The following is an 861-nucleotide window of genomic DNA, read 5'->3' as shown; positions in this document are numbered from 1 at the left end:
TAAGAGGTCATCTCATTTGGGTGACTCGGTATTCTGTGAGTCATGGTGGGGATCGTTGAGCGGCTGGTGCCGGACGAGTTGTGGGAGTTGTTTCAGCGGGTGGTGCCGGAGGCGCCGTCGCGGCCGCAGGGGGGTGGTCGGCGTCGGTACGGCGACCGGGAGGTGCTGGCCGCGATCGTGTTCGTGGCGACGTCGGGTTGTACCTGGCAGCAGCTGCCTAAGGCGTCGTTCGGCCCGTCCGGTGCGACCGCCCATCGGCGGTTCTCGGAGTGGTCGAAAGCCCGTGTGTGGGCCAAGCTCCACCGCCTGGTCCTCGATGAACTCGGGGCACGTGGCGAGTTGGACTGGTCGCGGTGCGCGATCGACTCGGTGAACATGCGGGCCCTGAAAAGGGGGACCTGACAGGTCCGAATCCTGTCGACCGGGGCAAGTACGGCTCGAAGATCCACCTGATCACGGAACGGTCGGGTCTGCCCATATCCGTCGGCATTTCCGGGGCCAACCTGCATGACAGCCAGGCCCTGATCCCGCTCGTGAAGGGCATCCCGCCGATCCGCTCGCGCCGCGGCCGGCGACGGCGCAAGCCCGGCAAGCTCCACGCCGACAAGGGCTACGACTACGCTCACCTGCGGCGATGGTTACGCGGCCGGGGCATCACCCACCGCATCGCCCGCAAAGGGGTCGAGTCCTCACAGCGTCTGGGCCGCCACCGCTGGACCATCGAACGCACGATGGCCTGGCTCGCCGGCTGCCGACGACTGCACCGCCGCTACGAACGCAAGGCCGACCACTTCCTCGCCTTCACCAGCATCGCCTGTACCCTCATCTGCTACCGCAGACTCGCCAAATGAGATGACTTCT

At 66.4% G+C, this 861-nt stretch carries 1 protein-coding gene; it reads left to right on the top strand.

Annotated features, from left to right (window positions below; translation table 11 throughout):
- Positions 1-42: 42 nt before the first annotated feature.
- A protein-coding gene (locus tag IE269_RS42800) for an IS5 family transposase (protein ID WP_472941398.1) occupies positions 43-851 on the top strand; the annotation gives its coding sequence in 2 pieces (ribosomal slippage) (positions 43-391 and positions 391-851; 810 coding nt in all).
- Positions 852-861: the final 10 nt, after the last annotated feature.

Source organism: Streptomyces spiroverticillatus (assembly GCA_014650415.1).
Lineage (GTDB): Bacteria > Actinomycetota > Actinomycetes > Streptomycetales > Streptomycetaceae > Streptomyces > Streptomyces spiroverticillatus.
Note: the sequence above shows the minus strand (reverse complement) of the source record. Positions and strands in the feature narration are given on the sequence as shown.